Consider the following 594-nt stretch of genomic DNA (forward strand, 5'->3'; position numbering starts at 1 on the left):
GCAGGTGGTTACGCCTCCGCGCCGAGCGAAAAGCTCTCTTGTCGGCAACGGACCAGTTGAGCCGTTTACCCGATGACGTCCTTGGCGACATCGGCATCTCACGCGACGAAATCATGTGCGATTTGCGAAGCCGCGCCATCCGTCATGCGGAGGCAGGCGCGGCCGGCAGGACGATCGAGCGCACCAGGATCGCTTTGGCCTCGATCCCGAAACGGTTGGCCGCCGGCAGTGGCTACGCCTCGGCCGAGATCCCCTTTGGCTGGTCCACGAGCGCGCGATCGAGCCTTACATCGCGGCTTCGACAAGCAGCGGCGCGCGGACGGGACCTTCGAACGGCACTACACCTGCGACCCCAAGGACTGAATGTTGACCGACGGGAGCTGGGGAGGATCTCAAAATGATCATGTCAGTTGTTAAGTCCCTCGCGCCTGTGACGCTCGGCACCGTGCTGATCGCAATCAGTCCGGCTTCATTGTCGCTTCTGACGCTCAGGACCTCGCGTTCGCTCACGCTGACATGCCAATCAAACAGCTGAAAGACGTCTATTTGGATTGCGAGCGGGGAGGCCGCCGGTGCGCTGGGGACGGAAGACGT

At 62.3% G+C, this 594-nt stretch carries 1 protein-coding gene; it reads right to left on the minus strand.

Annotation, left to right across the window (positions count from 1 at the left end; all coding sequences use genetic code 11):
* Positions 1-285: 285 nt before the first annotated feature.
* The coding region (locus NKJ20_RS34085; protein WP_352749975.1) for a hypothetical protein at positions 286-594 on the minus strand (309 nt) is incomplete at its 5' end.

It is taken from the genome of Mesorhizobium sp. M0185 (genome assembly GCF_040322175.1).
Classification (GTDB): Bacteria; Pseudomonadota; Alphaproteobacteria; order Rhizobiales; family Rhizobiaceae; genus Mesorhizobium.